Genomic DNA, 16995 nt, shown 5'->3' with positions numbered 1-16995 from the left:
GTGCGGCGCCTGTCACTCATATAGTGATGCAGGCGCTAACCGAATCCTTCGTATCGAGCAGAACATACTTCGCATGAACATCATCGAACCCGGTATCCGTAATCTCGCCACCGCCAAGGACATCCTCCTGACGCCCTACGGTCTCGACGAATCCCTGCTCACCCGCACGCTCGCCGAAATCTTCACGCACAAGATCGACTACGCCGACCTGTATTTCCAGGCCACGCGCAGCGAAGCGTGGAGCCTCGAAGAAGGCATCGTGAAGTCGGGCAGCTTCAGCATCGATCAGGGCGTCGGCGTGCGCGCCGTGTCGGGCGACCGCACGGCTTTCGCGTATTCGGACGACCTGTCGCCCGAAGCGATCCGCCAGGCGGCCATCGCCACGCGGGCAATCGCCAAGGCAGGCGGCGGCAAGCAGAAGATCAAGGTGGCCTCGTCGCTGACCGGCATCGCCGGGCGCGATCTGTACCTGCCGTCCGATCCGCTGCATTCGCTCGACGCAACCGCCAAGGTCAAGCTGCTCGAGCGCATCGAACAGATGGCGCGCGGCCGCGACCCGCGCATTCAGCAAGTGATGGCAGGCCTCGCCGGTGAATACGACGTGGTGCTGGTCGCGCGCAGCGACGGCGGCTTTGCGGCCGATATCCGTCCGCTCGTGCGCGTGTCGGTCACGGTGATCGCCGAGCAGAATGGCCGCCGCGAAATCGGCAGCGGCGGCGGCGGCGGCCGCTTCGACTACGGCTATTTCACTGATGAAGTGCTGTCGCGTTACGTCGACGACGCCGTGCATGCGGCGCTGGTGAACCTCGACGCCCGTCCGGCCCCGGCCGGCGCGATGACCGTGGTCCTCGGACCGGGCTGGCCCGGCGTGCTGCTGCACGAAGCGATCGGCCACGGCCTCGAAGGCGACTTCAACCGCAAGGGATCGTCGGCGTTCGCGGGCCGGATCGGCGAGCGGGTTGCGGCGAAGGGCGTGACGGTGGTGGACGACGGCACGCTGCCGAACCGCCGCGGCTCGCTGAATATCGACGACGAGGGCAATCCGACCCAGTGCACGACGCTGATCGAAGACGGCATCCTGAAAGGCTACATCCAGGACACGCTGAACGCGCGCCTGATGAAAATGCCGGTCACGGGTAACGCGCGCCGCGAATCGTATGCCGCGCTGCCAATGCCGCGCATGACCAATACGTACATGCTCAACGGCGACAAGGACCCGCAGGAGATCATCGCTTCCGTGAAGAACGGTTTGTACGCGGTGAACTTTGGCGGCGGCCAGGTCGACATCACGAACGGCAAGTTCGTGTTCTCGGCCTCCGAGGCGTACATGATCGAAAACGGCAAGGTTACCTACCCGGTCAAGGGCGCGACGCTGATCGGCAGCGGCCCGGAATCGCTCAAATACGTCAGCATGATCGGCAACGACATGAAGCTCGATTCGGGCGTCGGCGTGTGCGGCAAGGAAGGCCAGAGCGTGCCGGTGGGCGTCGGTCAGCCGACGCTGCGTATCGACAAGATGACGGTCGGCGGCACAGCCTGATTTTGATGTATACGCATACTTCGTGCACACAATGCTCGAAGTATGCGGATTTACCGCATTTTTGCACCCTGCGGCTTGCCAGCCAAGCTTGAACGGGTTATAAAGTCACTCACCCTTTTTGACCAGCGACCCAATTTCGCCATGTCCGCCAAGTTTTACTTTTACTTTTTTTGGCATCTCAGACCGCTGGCGGATCGAGAGGGGTGTTAGTGCACGCAAGACACCCAGAATTCACGAAAACCGCCAGCTAGCCTGGCGGTTTTTTTTCGCCTCACGCCTTTGACACTTTTGCCGTTGAAATCTTTTTGATTGTTGTTCGCCGTGGCATCGCTGCCTGATCGCCGTCTGATCGCAGCCTTCATTGCCCGCGCGAACACGCTACGACCCGATTCAGGAGAACCAGCATGCCCCCGCACAACACCGACGATGTCCGCATCCGCGAATTGAAAGAACTCACGCCGCCCGCTCACCTGATCCGCGAATTCGCTTGCGACGAAACGGTGTCCGATGTGATCTACAACTCGCGCAACGCGATGCATCGCATCCTGCACGGCATGGAAGACCGTCTGATCGTCATCATCGGACCGTGCTCGATTCACGATACGAAGGCGGCGATGGAATACGCCGGGCGTCTCGTCGAACAGCGCAAGCGCTTCGCCGGCGAACTCGAAATCGTGATGCGGGTGTACTTCGAAAAGCCGCGTACGACGGTGGGCTGGAAAGGCCTCATCAACGACCCGCACATGGACAACAGCTTCAAGATCAACGACGGCCTGCGCACCGCCCGCGAACTGCTGCTGCGTATCAACGAGCTCGGCCTGCCGGCCGGCACCGAATACCTCGACATGATCAGCCCGCAATACATCGCCGATCTGATCTCGTGGGGCGCGATCGGCGCACGCACGACCGAATCGCAAGTGCACCGCGAACTGGCTTCCGGACTGTCCTGCCCGGTCGGCTTCAAGAACGGCACGGACGGCAACGTCAAGATCGCCGTCGACGCCATCAAGGCCGCGTCGCAACCGCACCATTTCCTGTCCGTCACCAAGGGCGGCCACTCGGCGATCGTCTCAACCGCCGGCAATGAGGACTGCCACATCATCCTGCGCGGCGGCAAGACGCCGAACTACGACGCGGACAGTGTCAATGCGGCATGCGCCGACATCGGCAAGGCCGGCCTCGCGGCGCGGCTGATGATCGACGCGAGCCATGCAAACAGCTCGAAGAAGCACGAGAACCAGATTCCGGTGTGCGCGGACATCGGCCGCCAGATTGCTTCGGGTGACGAACGGATTGTCGGCGTGATGGTGGAATCGCATCTGATCGCGGGCCGCCAGGATCTGCAGGAAGGCTGCGCGCTGACATACGGCCAGAGCATCACCGATGCGTGCATCGGCTGGGACGAAAGCGTCGCCGTGCTGGAAGGTCTCGCCGAAGCGGTCAAGCAACGACGTGTGGCGCGCGGCAGCGGCAATTAAAAAATCGCTACGCGCCTCAGCGCGATGGCTGTAGTTTGCTCAACGAAAACCCGGCTCATGCAGCCGGGTTTTTTGTTAGCCGAATGGACGAATGGTGCGCCATGCGCCGCCTCTGTACCGTAACAACTCGTTTGCCAGGTCGGATACGACTTGACCTGGTTGGGTGTTGCGTATAATATTTTGTACATCAAAGGCGGCTATGGGGCATGAAAAAGAAATTCGCTGGATGGGCTCCAGCTATCACGATTTACTCGCTTTTCCCGAAGAGCCACGTCGCCGGGCCGGATTTCAGCTTGGCAAGATTCAGGCAGGACTTGACCCCGACGACTAGAAGCCGTTTGATTCGATCGGCGCTGGAACACGCGAAATTCGCATCAGAGAGGCTGACGGCATTTACCGCGTGATGTATGTCACCAAGTTTGTGGAAGCGCTGTACGTTCTGCATTGCTTTCAGAAGAAAACGCAGAAGTTGGCGCCGCAGGATAGAAAGATTGCCGAGATGCGGTACCGCGCCATCATCAATGATAGGAAAACTTAACAAATGACGATCGACACGAAAATCCGTCACGTAACAAAACCCGGTGCAAACCTGTTTCTCGAACTCGGCTTCTCCGCCGAAGAAGCGAAGCGCTTGCACGCCGCTTCGCAAAAACAGATCAACGACACGCGGCTGCTCAAGGAGCAGTTGATGACCGAACTGTCCAGCTGGATCGAACAGCATCATCTGAAGCAGGCCGAGGCGGCGGAGATTCTGATGGTGTCGCGGCCGCGCGTGTCAGATGTGGTCAACAAGAAGACCACCAAGTTCACCATTGATACCCTGGTCGAAATGATGAGCCGGATCGGCAAGCCGGTCACCCTGGCGGTTGGGTAAGGTGCACGGCAGACTCCCGCGTGCTTTCACACCCGGCTTGCCATGCGCCCCCGCTTCACTGCACTACGCCTGAACCAAACACTTCGGTGTGAATCCGTGCCGCATCCACACCGAGCGAGGCCAACGCCTCGCATTGCGCGCGCATGAAAGGCACCGGCCCGCAGATGTAGCAATCCGCATCGGGAACGATCACCTTGTCGGCGATTTTCGCGATGTTGAGGCGGCCTTCGAAATCGTAGCCGATGCCGGCACGATCGCACGCGTCAACGGCTTCGTAGAACACCGCGCGCGTAACGCTCGGATGCGCTGCCACCTTATCGTTAAGCCACTGCCGGAACGCATGCACGCGGCCATTGCGGCAGGCATGCACGAAAGTCACGCTGCGCTCACTCTGGTCGGCGAGCAACGTGGACAGCATTGAGGTCATTGGGGTTACACCTACACCGCCGCTCATCAGCACCACGGGCGTCGTTTTCTTGCGGTCCAGCGTGAAATCGCCCATCGGCGCGCTGACATGTACCACCGCGCCCACTTCCACACCGTCGTGCAGAAGATTCGATACGTGGCCGGGCGCCGTATCTTCGCGGCCGGCCTCGCGTTTCACCGAAATACGCAGCCAGTTACCGTTCGGCGCATCCGACAAGCTCGGTGAGCGCGGTCATAACTACTTCTCCTTAAAGATGCATTTACAACACCTTTTTAAGAAGAAATTCTCACCCGGACAGATTGTCACAGGACTTAAAGGGACTAAAACGCGGTGTTAGCCAGCGCTACGATCGTGCTGCCATAACACGTCGCTGCCGCCGTCCGCGCGATTGAGCACGCGCGCGAGCACGAACAGCAGGTCGGACAGCCGGTTCACATACTGCCGCGGCGCCTCATTGATCGCCTCGCCTTCACCCAGGGCGACGATCGACCGTTCGGCGCGCCGGCACACCGTACGGCACACGTGCGCAAGCGCAGCCGCACGCGAACCGCCGGGCAGAATGAATTCCTTCAACGGCGGCAGGGTCGCGTTGTAGTCGGCCAGCCAATCGTCGAGTTGGCCGAGCTGCTTGTCGGTAATCATCGTGTGACCGGGAATGCAAAGCTCACCGCCGAGATCGAACAGGTCGTGCTGAATCGCGACCAGCGCCGCCCGCACGTTGTCGGGCAGCGTTTCGCACAGCAGCACGCCGAGATTCGAGTTGAGTTCATCGACGTCGCCGATTGCCGCAATGCGCACGCTGTCTTTGCGCACGCGGCGGCCGTCGCCGAGACCGGTGGTGCCGTCGTCGCCCGTACGGGTGGCGATCTTGCTCAAGCGGTTGCCCATGATGTCTCCCATGCATTCATTCAGTGACGATGCGTCAGCGCAGGGCCGGCGGATCCATCCGGCGAATCCGGCAAATGAGCCACCAGGTTAGCCACCGCGTTTATCCATATTGCGCGCATCGCGAGATCGCCGCCATTATAGGTGCGGCAACCGCCCCCGATGCCGGCATGGACGATCGGCGTAAAATGACGCACAAGCTGTAGAACAACTCCGCCCCGATATCAGGAGATATGCGTGAATCATCCCGTGCCGCCGGCCCCGCTGCGCCGGCCGTTTCCCGCCGAGTTGCTGACCGCCCTCGAAACCGTCTTCGGCGAACGCGTGTCCACGGCAGAAGCCGTGCGCGCCCACCATGGCCGCGACGAATCACCGTTCGATCCCCAACTGCCCGACGCCGTCGTATTTGCGCACAATACGGAAGACGTGCAAACCGCCGTCAAGCTGTGCGGCCAATACAACGTGCCGATCATCCCCTACGGCAACGGTTCGTCGCTCGAAGGGCATCTGCTGGCGGTGCAAGGCGGCGTGTCGATCGATCTATCGGAAATGAACCGCGTGTTGTCGATCAATGCCGAGGACCTCACCGTCACCGTGGAGCCCGGCATCTCGCGCAAGCAGCTGAACGAAGCGCTGCGCGACACCGGCCTGTTTTTCCCGATCGACCCGGGTGCGGACGCAAGCATCGGCGGCATGTCGGCTACGCGCGCCTCAGGCACGAATGCCGTGCGCTACGGCACGATGCGCGAAAACGTACTCGGGCTGACGGTGGTTCTCGCCGACGGCCGCGTGATCAAAACCGGCACGCGCGCGCGCAAGTCGTCGGCGGGTTACGACCTCACACGTCTGTTTGTCGGCTCGGAAGGCACGCTCGGCGTGATTACCGAAATCACCGTTCGGCTGTATCCGCAACCGGAGGCGGTCTCGGCGGCCGTCTGCACGTTCCCGTCGATGGGAGATGCGGTGCGCGCGGTCATCGAAACGATTCAGATGGGCGTGCCGATTGCACGCGTCGAGTTCGTCGACTCGCTCGCGATCCGCTCGATCAATCGCCATTCGAATCTCACGTTGCGTGAGGCGCCCACGCTCTTCTTCGAATTCCACGGCACCGAAGCCGGCGTGAAAGAGCAAGCCGAACTGGTGCAGGAGATCGCCGCGCAGAATGCCGGCGAAGGTTTTGAATGGGCGACCCGCCCGGAAGACCGCAGCCGCCTGTGGAACGCGCGCCACAACGCCTATTTCGCGATGCTGCAACTGAAGCCCGGTTGCCGCGCCGTCACGACCGATGTCTGCGTGCCGATCTCGCGCCTCGCGGAATGCGTGGTGGAAACCGAGCAGGATCTGAACGCGTCGCCACTGCCCTGCCCGATCGTCGGCCATGTCGGCGACGGCAACTTCCACGTCGCGATCCTGATCGATCCGAACAAGCCGGAAGAGCTCGTCGAAGCTGAGCGCCTGAACCAGCGCATCGTGCAGCGCGCGCTGCGCATGGACGGCACTTGCACGGGCGAGCATGGTGTCGGTCTGCACAAGATGAACTTCATGCTCGAAGAACACGGTGAAGTCGCCGTCGATACGATGCGCTCCATCAAGCACGCGCTCGACCCGCGTAATCTGATGAACCCGGGCAAAATCTTTTCCTGGGTAGCTTGAGGCGTCGTTGACACCCGGTTGCGGCAGCGGCAACGCCTGCTGCCGCACAACCAGGCCAGACCGGACACGCAGGGTGAAGGACACCAGGAGACAAGTCATATGAACGCACCCGTCGAACTGACGGCCGAAGTTCTCGCCCAGCGCCAGCGCGAAGTCGTGCAGGCGCTGATGGCCGTGCTGCCGACCCACTGTCTGTTGTATCGCGAAGAAGACACCGTCGCCTACGATTGCGACGGCCTCGCCGCCTATCGGCGTCTGCCGCTCGCGGTCGCATTGCCGGAGACGGAATCGCAGGTCCAGCGCATCGTGCAAATCTGTCACCGGCTCGACGTGCCGATCGTGCCGCGCGGCGCGGGCACCGGTCTATCCGGCGGAGCGATGCCGATTCGTCACGGCGTGGTGGTGTCGCTCGCGCGCTTCAGGAAGATCGTCGAAGTCGACCCGTATGCCCGAACCGCCACGGTGCAACCGGGTGTGCGCAATCTGTCGATTTCCGACGCCGCCGCGCCCTACGGCCTTTACTACGCGCCCGATCCGTCGTCGCAGATCGCCTGCACGATCGGCGGCAACGTCTCCGAGAATTCGGGCGGCGTGCACTGCCTCAAATACGGCCTCACCGTGCACAACGTGCTGCGTGTGCGCGCTGTGACGATGGAAGGCGAAATCGTCGAATTCGGTTCGCTCGCGCCCGACGCGCCAGGGCTCGATCTGCTCGCGGTGCTGATCGGCAGCGAAGGCATGTTCGCAATCGTCACCGAAGTCACCGTCAAGCTGATCCCGAAACCGCAAACGGCGCAGGTCATCATGGCCAGCTTCGACGATGTCGTGAAAGGCGGCGACGCGGTCGCCGGCATCATTGCAGCGGGCATCATTCCGGCTGGTTTGGAGATGATGGACAAACCGGCTACGCGCGCCGTCGAAGAGTTCGTCAACGCGGGCTACGACCTCGACGCGGCGGCAATCCTGCTGTGCGAATCGGACGGCACGCCGGAAGAAGTGGCCGACGAAATCGTGCGCATGACTGCGGTGCTGCGTGAACAAGGCGCCACCCGCATCCAGATTTCACGCTCGGAAAATGAGCGGCTGCGCTTCTGGTCCGGGCGCAAGAACGCGTTTCCGGCGGCTGGCCGTATTTCGCCCGACTACTACTGCATGGACGGCACCGTGCCGCGCCGCAGTATCGGGCCGCTGCTGGCGCGCATCGAAGTGATGGAGAAGAAATACGGCCTGCGCTGCATCAACGTATTCCATGCCGGCGACGGCAACATGCATCCGCTGATCCTGTTCAACGGCAACGATCAGGACGAGTGGCATCGGGCTGAGGCGTTCGGTTGTGACATTCTCGAAACGTGCGTCGAACTGGGCGGCACGGTGACCGGCGAGCACGGCGTCGGCATCGAGAAAATCAATTCGATGTGTGTGCAGTTTTCGCCCGAAGAGCGCGATGCATTCCACGCGGTCAAACGCGCCTTTGACGCGCCCGGCTTGCTCAATCCCGACAAGGGCATTCCCACCCGCGCCCGCTGCGCCGAGTACGGCAAGATGCACGTGCGCGGCGGCTTGCTGCCGCATCCGGACCTGCCGCGGTTTTAAGGCGGCTGGTGACGCTGCCGGCCCAAGGCGGGCATCAGCGTCACCGGGCGCGGCCGCCGCGCGGCGCCACTTGTCCACATAGAGGGGCGCCCACACACCACCAGGCCGCTTCCTGACCCGCCTTCCGGCACGATTCCTCCCGCCTACACGTCCCGCATATCGCGCGCCCGCGGCGCTTTCCACCCCCCACCCTGATTACCCGATGCGGGTCCGCTCCGGCTTGCCAGCCAGCCGCCGCCCGGTACAATCGATCGAAACACAACTAAGCAGGGCACCATGGAAGAGGATGACATCGTCGCCGTTTGGTCCGAACGCGTGCGTTCAGCCAGCGCCGAAGGGCGCACATTGCGCATCCGTGGCGGCGGCACCAAAGACTGGTACGGTCAGACGCTGAAAGGTGAGATCCTCGACACGCGCGCTTATCGCGGCATCATCGCTTACGATCCGGCCGAACTGGTTATCACGGCGCGCGCGGGCACGCCCCTGCTGGAGATCGAGGCCGCGCTCGCCGAACGCGATCAGATGCTCGCCTTCGAACCGCCGCACTTCGGGCTGCAGGCCACCTTCGGCGGCTGTATCGCGGCGGGCATTGCCGGTCCACGCCGCCCTGCCGCGGGTGCGGCGCGCGACTTCGTGCTCGGCGCCGTCATCATGAACGGCCAGGGCCAGAAGTTGCATTTCGGCGGCCAGGTGGTGAAGAACGTCGCCGGTTATGACGTCTCCCGTTTGATGGCAGGCTCGCTCGGCACTCTTGGGCTGATCCTCGAGTTGTCAGTCAAGGTGCTGCCAATACCGCAGGCCGAAGCGACCCTCAAATTCGACATGAACGGCACCGACGCGGTCCGCAAGCTCAACGAATGGGGCGGCCGCCCGCTGCCGATTACGGCGAGCGCATGGCGTCACGGCACGCTGGCCGTGCGGATGGCCGGCGCGGAAGCCGCGGTCAAGGCCGCCCGCACGGCGCTTGGCGGCGAAGTGGTCGATGCCGTCGAAGCGGAGCGCTTCTGGGCCGGCCTGCGTGAACAGACAGACTCGTTCTTTGCGGCCATCCCGCCGAAGGCCGCGCTGTGGCGGCTCGCGCTGCCGTCGATCACCGAGCCGCTGCAATTACCCGGTGCGCAACTGATGGAATGGGGCGGCAGCCAGCGCTGGTGGATCACCGACACCGACGCGCAAACCGTGCGTATCAGCGCCAAACAGGCCGGCGGCCACGCCACCATCTTCCGGACCGGCCCCGGCTACGACCGCAGCGCAGGGGTGTTTACGCCGCTGCCCGCACCGCTGATGAAAATCCATCGCGGCCTGAAAGCCGCCTTCGACCCAGCCCGCATTTTCAATCGCGGCCGTCTCTACCCCGACTTCTGAGCGACGCGATGCAAACCAACCTCGCGGACTTCATTCGCAATACGCCCGATGGCGACGAAGCCGACGCCATCCTGCGCAATTGCGTGCATTGCGGTTTCTGTACGGCGACCTGCCCGACCTATCAGATCCTCGGCGACGAACTCGACGGCCCACGCGGACGCATCTATCTGATCAAGCAGATGGTGGAAGGCGCGGCGGTCACGCGCAGCACCCAGGTCCATCTGGACCGCTGCCTCACCTGCCGCAACTGCGAGACCACTTGCCCATCCGGCGTGCAATACGGCAGGCTGGTCGAGATCGGCCGCAAGATCACCGAGGAAAAAGTCACGCGTCCGTTCAGTCAGCGAATGGTGCGCCGGCTGCTCGCGAGCTTCGTGCCGAACAGCGCGCTGTTCACGCCGGCCATGCGCATCGGTCAGCATATCCGTCCGCTGCTGCCCAAAAAACTGCGCGACAAGGTGCCCGCGCGGCAGCGTCCGCTCGAATGGCCGACCGCGAAACATCCGCGCAAGATGCTGATGCTCGCGGGCTGCGTGCAACCGTCGATGATGCCGAACGTCAACGTCGCCACCGCGCGGGTGCTCGACGCGCTCGGCGTCGAAACGTTGATCGCCGCCGAAGCGGGCTGTTGTGGTGCGATCCGTCTGCATCTGGGCTACAACGACGAAGCGCTCGACGATCTGCGCGCCAACATCGACGCGTGGTGGCCGTATATCGAACAAGGCGTGGAAGCAATCGTGATGAACGCGTCCGGCTGCGGTGCGACGGTGAAGGAATACGCGCATCTGCTGCGCAACGATCCCGCTTATGCGGAAAAGGCGCGCCGCGTGACCGAGCTGACGCGCGACATCGCGGAGGTCCTGCCGGAGTTCGAAGAGGCGCTCGTCGCCGTGACGCGCCGCCGCGCGATCCATACGGTAGCGTTCCATCCGCCATGCACGTTGCAGCATGGTCAGCAGGTGCGCGGCAAGGTCGAACATCTGCTGGCAGCGCTCGGCGTGGAAGTGCGCCTGCCTGCCGACAATCATCTCTGCTGCGGCTCGGCCGGCACTTATTCGCTGACGCAGCCCAAGCTCTCGTATGCGCTGCGCGATCAGAAGCTCGAGCGGCTGCAGGCGCAGGAGCCGCAAGTGATCGTGTCGGCGAACGTCGGCTGCATTGCGCATCTGCAAAGCGGCACGTCCACGCCGGTCGCACATTGGATCGAACTGGTGGAGCATATGCTGTCCACCTGAGGCGATCTATTTGCCGCAAGTGCGGCACGTGGCTTGCGATACGTCACCGCAAGCGCCTTCGCCTGTCCGGCGGCGGCATGAGGCGGCGGCGTCCGTATAATTCGACCATTGCTTTTCGCTGGACTTCCAGTTCCGTTCCATGCCCGATCTGATTCACAACCTCGAAGCGGTGCAGCAGCGCATCGCCCTCGCCGCCCAGGTGGCTGGACGCGATGCGCGTTCGATCACCCTGCTCGCGGTCTCGAAGACGTTTCCCGCCGAAGACGTGCGCGCCGCCTACGCCGCCGGTCAACGCGCGTTCGGTGAGAACTATGTGCAGGAAGCCATCACCAAAATCGAAGCGCTGGCCGATCTGCGGGCAGCGCTCGAATGGCATTTCATCGGACCATTGCAATCGAACAAAACGCGGCCGGTTGCCGAGCATTTCGACTGGGTGCATTCGGTCGACCGCCTGAAGATCGCGCAGCGGCTATCGGAGCAGCGCCCGGATAACCTGCCGCCGTTGAACGTCTGCCTGCAGATCAACATCAGCGGCGAAGCGTCGAAAAGCGGTGTGAGCATTCCCGAGGCCGTGGAAGTCGCGCAGACAATCGCCGCGCTGCCGAAACTGAATCTGCGCGGTCTGATGGCGATTCCGGAACCGGCCGGCAGCATCGAAGAGCAGCGCGTGCCGCATCGGCAATTACGCGAGCTGTTCGAACGCCTGCGCAATGACGGCCTCGAACTCGATACGCTCTCGATGGGCATGTCGAGCGACCTCGAAGCCGCCGTGCGGGAAGGCGCGACGATCGTGCGCGTCGGCACCGCGATTTTCGGCGCGCGAGATTACTCTCACTGACCCTTTCGCACCTTTCCTTTCTTGACGCCTCACGAGACATCTTTCGGAACATCATGAAAATTGCTTTTATCGGTGGCGGCAACATGGCCGCCGCGTTGATCGGCGGTCTCATCAAGCGCGGCGTCGCACCCGCTGACCTGTACGCAATCGACCCCAACGAAGACGCGCGCAAGCGCAATGAGCAGCAATTCGGCATCAAGACCGGCGCCGCCGCGGATGCCGCGCTCGCGTCCCACGACGCCGTCGTGCTGGCGGTGAAACCACAGATCCTGAAGAGCGTCGCCGAGGCGCTGGCGCCGCATCTGCAGGCCTCGCAACTGGCAATCAGCATCGTCGCGGGCATTCGCATGGATGACATGTCGCGCTGGCTCAACCGCCACGCGCGCATCGTGCGCGTGATGCCGAATACGCCGGCGCTGATCGGCATGGGCGTGACGGGCCTCGTCGCGACCGGCAGCGTCGACGCAACCGGCCGCGCGCTCGCGTCGCAGGTGCTGGGCGCGGTTGGCGAGACCGTCTGGTTCGACGACGAAGCGAAGATCGACGCCGTCACCGCGATATCGGGCAGCGGTCCCGCTTACGTGTTTTATTTCATCGAGGCTTTGCAGGAAGCCGCGCGCCGACTCGGCATGGATGAAGCGCAAGGCCGCGCGCTGGCGGTCGCAACCTTCACCGGCGCGGCGCAATTGGCCGCGAACTCGGACGAGCCGCCGAGCCTGTTGCGCGAACGTGTGACGTCGAAGGGCGGTACTACGGCGGCCGCGCTGGCGTCGTTCGACGCCAGCGGGATCAAGGACGCGATCGTGCGTGGCGTGCTCGCCGCCGATGCGCGCGCCAGAGAAATGGGCGACGAGTTCGGCAAGCTGTAAGCGCGGTCTGGGGTTGGCCGGCGCGGAAGAATTAGAAAGAAGCCACCGCGTAATGCGCGGCAATGCCGACAAACAACGCGCCGCCCAACCAGTTGTTGTGACGGAACGCCGCGAAGCACGCCATCCGCTCGCGATTGCGGATCAGCGTGTAGTGATAGATCGCGCAGCCCACCGCCGCCGCCCATCCGAGCCAGTACAACACGCCGAAGCCGAGCATCACGCCGATGCCGACGTAAATTCCCAGCGTCACCGCATAGCAAAGCATGATCGCCGCCACGTCGAAGCGGCCGAAGGTCAGCGCCGAAGTGCGGATGCCGATCTTGATGTCGTCGTCGCGATCGACCATCGCGTATTCCGTGTCGTACGCAACCGACCAGAACACGTTGGCCAGCAGCATGACCCAGGCGAGCATCGGCACGTGGTCCTGAATCGCGGCAAACGCCATCGGAATGCCGAAGCCGAACGCAATACCAAGGTACGCCTGCGGAATCGCAAAGAAGCGCTTGGTGAACGGATACGAACCGGCGACGAACAGCGCCGCCACCGATAACTCCTTGGTAAGCGTATTCAGCGGCAGGATCAGCAGAAACGCCAGCAGCGACAAACCGGCCGCCAGCGCCACCGCCTCCCATGCCTTGATCTTGCCCGACGTGATCGGACGGTTTTCCGTGCGTTTCACGTAGCGATCGAAGTCGCGATCCGCGTAGTCGTTGATCGCGCAGCCTGCCGAGCGCATCAGCACCGTACCCACTGTGAAGATCACCAGCAGCGGCCACGAAGGATGGCCCTCGGACGCAATCCACAGCGCATTGAGCGTCGGCCACAGCAGCAGCAGGCTGCCGATCGGCTTGTCCATGCGCACGAGGCGCAGATACAGAGGAAGTCGGGCGAACATGGGCGGATTCGGTGAAGTGCGGGCGGTGCCGCTATTTTACGGGATGTGGGCGGCAGGCAGCCTTCAGGCCGGCGAGGCTGAAATGCTGGGCGCCGAAACCGAGGTCGCAACGGCAACCGGGGCCTGAACCAAAGCTGGGGCTAAATCCGGTACCGCAAATCGGGAGAGTTACAAATGATAGTTGGAAATAGGTATTTCGGCGAAAACCTGATTCATATCAGAACGCTTTGCGGATGGTCATGCATGGCCTTCGTTGAGGTTTTGAGCGTGAACACGGATTCAAAAGGGCATCGAAATATCCGTAGGCATGTTCAAAATGCGGAAGATCGGGATCAGTGCCGTTCGATTCTCGCAAAGCCACTGTCGACGGCTTTCGGCATTCCAATTCGAAAGCTGACGACCGAATATCTGACAGCAGACACGCTGGGAAGCCTGCGCGAACGTTTCGGATTCACCCCGTCCGAAGTGTGCAAGCGTGGGGCGGATTTCAGGCCCTAAACACTGGGAGCCTAACCGGCCGCGCATTTGTCGCCTGGCCGGCCACAGACGCAGCACGTTGATCGTCGTCGCCGATCCCGAGTTCGCTGCGCTCAATGACCCGTTTCATCGAGTTCGACGGCAGCCCTTACTTCGATTTGCGAATCGTTGATTGTCGCGGTCAACGATGACGTGTACCGGGTGTTCCCATTCGCTGTAAATCGTACCTCCCATGGTTTGCACCTCCGCAGGATGCCCCGCATGGCGGGCGTTGTTGGCGCGCAGATTAGCGCCGCTCCTGCCTTGAAGCTGTCAATTTCAGCCGGTCTGTGAAGATGTGTCGCGCGACGGCCTTTTTCCGAATTGTCCTATTTTGGCTCCCAACTCCCCGATGCAGTGTCGCCTTATTACGCATTTCTAACGACACGTTACAAAAGGGAGATGCATGAGAATAAACAAACCGTCCTGCGGGCCAGCAGGCAACCTAACCCGTCTATGGGCCGCATTCATGCTGCTACTGGTGGCATTCGGTGCGAACGCCGACAGCGGCGACGACATCTGTTTTCCCCTGTATGCGAGAGCAGGTGCCATTCCCGGCAATAAAGACTGCCCGTTGATTGCTGCGAGCCGGACATCAACCGGCATGGGTACGTATTTCTGCACTGCAAATGCGCAGGAAATGATCGCCCGGTACTGCAAGGGACCCGATCCTGTCCTGCCTGACGACTCCTGCCCGGTGGCGGACCCGGTGTACCCGTCTAGCGGCGCTGTGACATTGACAGAAAACGATTTCGTCAGTGGCGATGAACTGCCGGTCACGTTCACACGCACATACCGATCTACCGTGTTTCTGAAAAGTGCGAGCGCTGTCGGGCCAATGTGGTTTCACAATTGGCAACGGCAGTTGAATGTCACCGGGGCCGCAGGCAGTTCTGGCAACGTCATCGCATATCGTGCAAACGGAGAGCCGCTAACGTTCATCTTGACGAACGGCACATGGCGAACGAAGAGCTTTAGCGGTCTCACACTCACGCAGAACGGCGTGGGCTGGACGCTCACCGACCTGGTAACAGAAAACACCGAAACGTACTCTTCGCAAGGCGTTCTGCTATCGGAGGCAACCAAGACCGGGTTTGTCAGAACGTTGAGCCATGACGGATCGGGACGGCTTGTTGCGATCACGCAGCATGGTCCCGACACCAGGACAGTCTATGACCTCACCCTCCGCCTCGAATATGACGATAAAGGCCGTATCGCGCGACTAGTCGACCCCGCGGGCCACTTCACGCAGTACCAGTACGACGCGAACAGCAATCTCGCTTCTGTCACCTGGCCCGATGGAAACGTACGGCAGTACGCGTACGGCGACTCTCGTTTCAAGGGCGCGCTGACCGGCGTTATTGACGAGACCGGCTCGCGAATCGCAACGTGGACATACGACGCACAAGGCCGAGCGACTGCTGTCAGCCATCCCGACACGACACAGAACGTACAGTTTTCCTATGGATCGGGGACGACCACTGTCACGGATAGCAATGGTGCAAGAACGCTTTCCTTCTCGACCATAGGTGACAAGGTTCGCCCAACCGGCAGCAGCGGTTCCCTATTCGGCGGAATGACGTGGGACGCATCGGGCAGTCTCCTGACGACGACTGCGCCGGGACGCAATGCCGTCTACAGCTACGACGAAACTGGTCGTCCGGTGAAAGCGACCGTGCGGACCTCTTTCGCCATCTCGGTCACTTCGGTGCAGTACGCCGACGCAACGAGTCTTCATCCTGCGTCCGTCGCCATGCCGGGAAAGTTGATGTCATTCGTCTATGACGCCAATGGCAACGTCACGGGGTATAGCGAACGCATCACCAATGACCTGACAGGTGAAGCCGGTTTCGATGCTACCTGGGACGGGCAGCAGCAGCGAACTGTTGGTGCCCGATACGACAAGTTCAACCGGTTGACCGAGGCGATCACTTACATCAACAACGTTAAGGCTTTGAATTGGTTCTACTTCTACGACGAAACCGGCAATCTCAACACTGCGCAGAATATCGTTTCGAAGTGGCTCTTGGGTAATCAGGGTCGCGATGCGGCGCACCGTGTGACCTGGCAAACCGGCAACTATCGCGAGGCCCGTATCGCATACGACCTCAGAGGGCGAGTTACCCGGTTCACATACGATGAGCAGCCAATAGCTCAAATCGGCCGGGTTCGTCGTCTACTGACCGTAGATTACGGCTACTCACCAGACGGTCGCGTGGTATCCCGCAACGGTACGGTAGCAACCAGTGGTGGGGCTGCGGTAGCAATCAGCAGTGACGACACCGACAAATGGCTCGATAACTATCAGGCCGGTCTTGATCCCGTAGGTCCCCCGGCCACCCGCCTTGGCTGGTTGCGGTCGAACACGTCCGACGCACCGCCAGTTACAAGCGCTGTGTGCGTGGATTGCGGGTTCATTCAGGCGCGTCTTGCATGGTCGCTGTTCCTTCGCGACCTTTATTTCAGCGCGCAGACGGGCGAACCCATTGAGGACAATCCGGTGGAAATTCAGGTTGCCGCACAGAATCAGTTACCGTTTCCGGTGTTGGTTCCGAACCTGTCCCAACGGAGTGCGCTCTATGCAAAAGTTTTCCCGAGCGCTGCAGCACAAACGTCCGGCTTCGTGAAATGCAAGGACACTTCGGATTGTGGGGCAGTTAGAACAGCCTGCCGGAAAAAGTGCTCATTTTCGGCATTGCCGACCGGCGATTTCGGAGTCACGTTCTGGAACTGCGTTAACGACTGCGCTGAGCTTTCGGACTGTCCACGAATATAACGCGCACAATCAGTGCCAGCGTAGCACCAGGACACGCAATGTCCCGGCAGC

14 protein-coding genes and 2 pseudogenes are annotated in these 16995 nt (G+C 61.8%); 13 read left to right on the top strand and 3 right to left on the bottom strand.

Going from position 1 to position 16995, the window contains the following annotated elements; all coding sequences use genetic code 11:
• Positions 1–73 precede the first annotated feature (73 nt).
• From tldD to P3T22_RS23105, 4 genes and pseudogenes are all read left to right on the top strand, one after another.
• Positions 74–1540: a metalloprotease TldD gene (gene tldD, locus P3T22_RS23120; protein ID WP_063494822.1), complete on the top strand. Its 1467-nt coding sequence runs from the start codon at positions 74–76 to the stop codon at positions 1538–1540.
• Positions 1541–1944: 404 nt separating this feature from the next.
• Entirely contained in the window at positions 1945–3018 is a 1074-nt protein-coding gene (gene aroG / locus P3T22_RS23115) for a 3-deoxy-7-phosphoheptulonate synthase AroG (RefSeq protein WP_172175315.1), read from the top strand.
• Between the two features lie 199 nt (positions 3019–3217).
• Positions 3218–3556: pseudogene (locus P3T22_RS23110) on the top strand (type II toxin-antitoxin system RelE/ParE family toxin).
• 3 nt (positions 3557–3559) lie between these two features.
• Positions 3560–3892: a helix-turn-helix domain-containing protein gene (locus P3T22_RS23105; protein WP_063494819.1), complete on the top strand. Its 333-nt coding sequence runs from the start codon at positions 3560–3562 to the stop codon at positions 3890–3892.
• Between the two features lie 55 nt (positions 3893–3947).
• Here the strand turns inward: P3T22_RS23105 and P3T22_RS23100 are convergent.
• Positions 3948–4550: pseudogene (locus tag P3T22_RS23100) on the bottom strand (nitric oxide dioxygenase); the annotation flags it as partial.
• Positions 4551–4652: 102 nt separating this feature from the next.
• On the bottom strand, positions 4653–5207 hold the full coding sequence (locus tag P3T22_RS23095; RefSeq protein ID WP_429326234.1) for a cob(I)yrinic acid a,c-diamide adenosyltransferase: 555 nt from the start codon (positions 5205–5207) through the stop codon (positions 4653–4655).
• 234 nt (positions 5208–5441) lie between these two features.
• On the opposite strand from P3T22_RS23095, the gene P3T22_RS23090 reads away from it, so the two are divergent.
• From P3T22_RS23090 to proC, 6 genes are all read left to right on the top strand, one after another.
• On the top strand, positions 5442–6857 hold the full coding sequence (locus P3T22_RS23090) for an FAD-linked oxidase C-terminal domain-containing protein (RefSeq protein WP_063494818.1): 1416 nt from the start codon (positions 5442–5444) through the stop codon (positions 6855–6857).
• 99 nt (positions 6858–6956) lie between these two features.
• A complete protein-coding gene (locus tag P3T22_RS23085; protein WP_429326233.1) occupies positions 6957–8450 on the top strand; it encodes an FAD-linked oxidase C-terminal domain-containing protein in 1494 nt (497 codons plus the stop codon).
• Positions 8451–8726: 276 nt separating this feature from the next.
• Positions 8727–9815 (top strand): glycolate oxidase subunit GlcE, encoded by a 1089-nt coding sequence (gene glcE / locus P3T22_RS23080; RefSeq protein ID WP_063494816.1) that lies wholly within the window; start codon positions 8727–8729, stop codon positions 9813–9815.
• Positions 9816–9823: 8 nt separating this feature from the next.
• Positions 9824–11050, top strand: coding sequence for a glycolate oxidase subunit GlcF (gene glcF, locus P3T22_RS23075; RefSeq protein ID WP_063494815.1), 1227 nt, complete (start codon positions 9824–9826; stop codon positions 11048–11050).
• Between the two features lie 139 nt (positions 11051–11189).
• Complete coding sequence (locus P3T22_RS23070) at positions 11190–11888, top strand: YggS family pyridoxal phosphate-dependent enzyme (protein ID WP_063494814.1); 699 nt, start codon at positions 11190–11192, stop codon at positions 11886–11888.
• A 53-nt stretch (positions 11889–11941) separates the two neighbouring features.
• Positions 11942–12757 carry a pyrroline-5-carboxylate reductase gene (gene proC, locus P3T22_RS23065; protein WP_429326232.1) on the top strand — a complete coding sequence of 272 codons (816 nt, stop codon included), beginning with the start codon at positions 11942–11944 and terminating at the stop codon, positions 12755–12757.
• A gap of 31 nt (positions 12758–12788) precedes the next feature.
• On the opposite strand, the gene ubiA is transcribed toward proC, so the two are convergent.
• Positions 12789–13652, bottom strand: a complete 864-nt coding sequence (ubiA, locus tag P3T22_RS23060) for a 4-hydroxybenzoate octaprenyltransferase (protein WP_063494812.1) — start codon at positions 13650–13652, stop codon at positions 12789–12791.
• Between ubiA and P3T22_RS23055 the strand changes: the two genes are divergently transcribed.
• The 3 genes from P3T22_RS23055 (at position 13651) to P3T22_RS23045 (ending at position 16944) form a co-directional block, all read left to right on the top strand.
• Complete coding sequence (locus P3T22_RS23055) at positions 13651–13779, top strand: hypothetical protein (protein WP_256390472.1); 129 nt, start codon at positions 13651–13653, stop codon at positions 13777–13779. The two genes, ubiA and P3T22_RS23055, sit on opposite strands and share 2 nt — an antisense overlap.
• Before the next feature lie 116 nt (positions 13780–13895).
• On the top strand, positions 13896–14150 hold the full coding sequence (locus tag P3T22_RS23050; RefSeq protein ID WP_429326231.1) for a hypothetical protein: 255 nt from the start codon (positions 13896–13898) through the stop codon (positions 14148–14150).
• A 487-nt stretch (positions 14151–14637) separates the two neighbouring features.
• Positions 14638–16944, top strand: a complete 2307-nt coding sequence (locus P3T22_RS23045) for a DUF6531 domain-containing protein (protein WP_429326230.1) — start codon at positions 14638–14640, stop codon at positions 16942–16944.
• Positions 16945–16995 lie beyond the last annotated feature (51 nt).

It is taken from the genome of Paraburkholderia sp. GAS348, assembly GCF_050434205.1.
Taxonomy (GTDB): Bacteria; Pseudomonadota; Gammaproteobacteria; order Burkholderiales; family Burkholderiaceae; genus Paraburkholderia.
This window is presented reverse-complemented; position numbering and strand designations above follow the sequence as displayed.